The organism is Megasphaera sp. DJF_B143 (assembly GCF_900320625.1).
GTDB classification, from domain to species: Bacteria; Bacillota; Negativicutes; order Veillonellales; family Megasphaeraceae; genus Megasphaera; species Megasphaera hexanoica.
In genome coordinates this window covers 1-3,415 of record NZ_ONTA01000151.1, presented here as the reverse complement: position 1 = coordinate 3,415, position 3,415 = coordinate 1, and the positions used below count along the sequence as shown (strand labels likewise).

The 3,415-nt window shown below is 47.3% G+C and carries 3 protein-coding genes; all 3 read right to left on the bottom strand.

The annotated features are described in order from the left end of the window. Window positions 1-627: 627 nt before the first annotated feature. Entirely contained in the window at window positions 628-924 is a 297-nt protein-coding gene (locus tag DBO31_RS04600) for a hypothetical protein (protein ID WP_059076354.1), read from the bottom strand. 7 nt (window positions 925-931) lie between these two features. Beyond that, window positions 932-2,380 (bottom strand): 4-hydroxyphenylacetate 3-hydroxylase family protein, encoded by a 1,449-nt coding sequence (locus DBO31_RS04595; protein ID WP_059076353.1) that lies wholly within the window; start codon window positions 2,378-2,380, stop codon window positions 932-934. 95 nt (window positions 2,381-2,475) lie between these two features. Next, window positions 2,476-3,237, bottom strand: coding sequence for an HpcH/HpaI aldolase/citrate lyase family protein (locus DBO31_RS04590; RefSeq protein WP_059076352.1), 762 nt, complete (start codon window positions 3,235-3,237; stop codon window positions 2,476-2,478). Window positions 3,238-3,415 lie beyond the last annotated feature (178 nt).

The window sequence follows — 3,415 nt, the reverse complement described above, 5'->3', positions numbered from 1 at the left end:
TTTTTTAATAGCTAATTCGTTAGACAAAACAGCCACCTCCACTAAGATTCATACCTTCTATGGTGAGCCCGTTTAATACGGGGTCGATAGTCACCTGCATCACAAATGCTACATCCTGCGTTCTCTATTTCACAATCTTATAATACATAAATAAAGAACATCGAAACCAGATCCGGATTCACCCCGCTTTCCTATCAATACTAAAAACGCCGGATTGTTTTGTGTTGCATCGTGTTATCTACAACGTCTGTCCCTGGGATTCTTCTTTAGTAACACTAGTATCCCATTTTTAAATAAAAACTTTCGTCTGCATCTCATCTCTGCATACATGTCATTATTCATATATAAGAATCATAACGTATATACGAATTGATTACATGTATATTATACGTTTTTCTCCCTATAGCGTCAATACTTAGAATTTATATTTTTTCAATCTTTATAAATAAGCAATGCCCCGTACCCATCCATGCATTTTTTGTATCGACTTTTTATCAACATGGATTATATCACTTGACAAAACAAATCCCTGAACTTTACTTATGAAGTAAAGTTCAGGGATTTGATATTTTCTTTATACTATTTTTTTTGTATATTTTTGCACTATATGCAAACATACTCTGCCTGTTACATTGCCGGTAATTTACAACGGATGGCCGCAATAACTTTCTGCACCAATTCTCCTTCATCTACATCCCAATGCTCCACTGACAATCCGCTGACAACGACAGGATTCCTATATTCTTTCTCTTTCAGACAGCCTGCCGGGCAGGCGTTCAAAAGGAGGGTAACATCCCAATGCGGCAGCGTACGGCTGATAATGCGGAATTCCAAGTCCGGGGCCGCCGCTATCAGCCTTTTAAGCAGTGTTGGCGTTTCGATGAAAGGATTGCAATTACCACAGAACTTAACACCGACAATCATACGCGCCTCAGTCTTCTACTTTAACGCCGGCAATCTTGAGAGCTGCTTTCTTTTTCGCTTCCAGATTGGCCAGTTTGGAGTACATAACTTCCTGGGCCTGCGGGCTGCCAGCGCCATGCATGCTTTCTACCAGTGCCGTGCCACCTGTCATCACTTCGATCAGACGGGCTACCCGCATGCGGTCTGCCGTCGATACGCCGTCGACGCCTTTGAAGTATTTTTCTACGTATTTACCTATTTCCGGGCTTTCCAGGTCTGCCTGGCTCGGAAGTGTGGCAATGAACCCGCCGGCAATATCCTGGGCCAGCCGGTCGATTTCATAGATATACCGCGTGACGTTGTGCTTGCTTACGTTTGCCAGCAGCATGTTGACGAAATACTGGCCGCTCGGCAGCTGTACCCCTTCGGCTGAGCATGCGATGGAGCACGCATACAGCGTTTCTGTCAGGTGGATCATTTCGTTAATCTTCGATTTGATGTGGCTGGCTTTGGCATAGCCGTTCATATCGGCCATAGCTGCCGCTGCACCGATGACGATATCCGATACGCCGCCCTTACAGCCGCCGTAGTTCTGGCGGTGGTAGCTGGCAAACCGCGTTACCAGCATGCCGGCAAAATCCGTTTCCCCGCACATGAAGACCCGTTCCCACGGTACGAAGACGTCATTCAGGACCGTCAGGCATTCGCCGCCGACGATACCGTACTTGGCATTGCCCTGATCGATATCTCCTTCCAGTTTACGGCCATCATTGCTCTGGCGGCCGAAGATGTGCAGTACCCCCGGTGCATCGACTGGCAGCGCACAGCAGACAGCGTAATCTTTGTCTTCCGGTTTCAGGCTCATGGTCGGCATAATCAGCATTTCATGGCTGTTGACCATCCCCGTCATATGGGCCTTGGCGCCGCGGATGACGATACCCTTGTCATTCTTTTCCACGACGTGGACGAACAAATCAGGGTCACTCTGCTGGCTCGGCCGTTTGCTGCGGTCGCCTTTCGGATCGGTCATGGCACCGGATACCATGAAGTCCGTATCCTGGATGTATTCGAGGAACTTCTTGAACCGTTCATGATAATGGGTTCCATATTTCTGGTCCATTTCAAAGGTCGTGCCATAGGTGGCATTCATGGCATCAAAGCCGACGCAGCGCTGATAGCAGGTCCCCGTTTTGAGGGAGAGCATGCGCAGCATTTTGACTTTTTTGACCAGATCTTCCACACTCTGGTGAATATGGGTGAAGCGGTTGATTTTTTTGCCCGTCAGATGGGATGTCGCCGTCATCAGGTTTTCATATGCCGGGTCAAAGGCCAGGTCATACGTTACGGAAGCGGAATTAACATGGCCACGGATGAAGGGATGGTCCGGCAATTCTTTGGCCGGAATCTGTTTGCCCTGAAGATATACGACGATATTACGTTTCCGCAAGCTTTCTTTATATTCCTTACCTGTCATCATAGGTGAATCGACTCCTTTAATGTGCTAAATTTCACAAAGGCAGGGACAAAGAAAAGCACACGCCAGTGCCTTTCTTTGCCTTACCGTTTCTATAATCAGCCTTTGGCAAATCCGTCAGCTGCTTCTTTAAAGCGTTCGTAGAGCTGTCCAATATCAGAAGAGAAGGAAACGTACTGAACGCCACGGTTTTTCCATTCTACAGCCGTTGCCACATCATCGCAGAAGAAACCGACAGCTACGCCGACTTCTTTAGCCTGACGCATGATTTCTTCCATCTGGGCAATGACTTTCGGATGATTGACCTGTCCCGGGATTCCCAGGGAAGCAGATAAATCATAGGGTCCGACAAACAATACATCAAAGCCTTTGACTTTCAGGATATCTGGCAGAGCCTGTACACCGTCCTGACCTTCAACCTGGAGAATGACAGCCGTTTCGTCATTTGCCTTGCCAAAGAAATCAGCTTTATCAATAGAGCCATATTTGCCAGCACGAACATACCGGTTGCATCCACGGCTTCCTTCTGGCGCAAATTTAGCGGCGCTGACAGCGATTTCAGCAGCTTCTTTGGATCCAATATTCGGAATCTGTACACCATCGGCACCGAGGTCCAGGGCCTTATCAATGAGTTCCGGGTTTCCTTCATAGACGCGGACAATGGATGGAATGCCAGCAAGTTTGCAGGCGCGGATCATATCCAGCGTTCCTTCTACCGGGATTTCACCGTGTTCATTATCGATGATGCAGAAGTCAAAACCAGCCATACCGGCTACTTCTACGACAGCAGGGTAATTCATGTTGATAAAAGGCCCAAAGAGCTTTTCACCATTCTTTAAACGTTCTTTGAATTTGCTCATGCGACAAAACTCCTCTTGGAATATAAAATATTATAACATAGCGTACAGGCGTAACGTCTGTACCGCTGCGCCTGTATGCCATAATGATTAAACGTAGTTGCAGACACGGGCAATAGCCATTTCCGTATAGCCCAGAGATTCTGCTTTAGACTGCTTGCCGTTGACGACTTCCATGGTC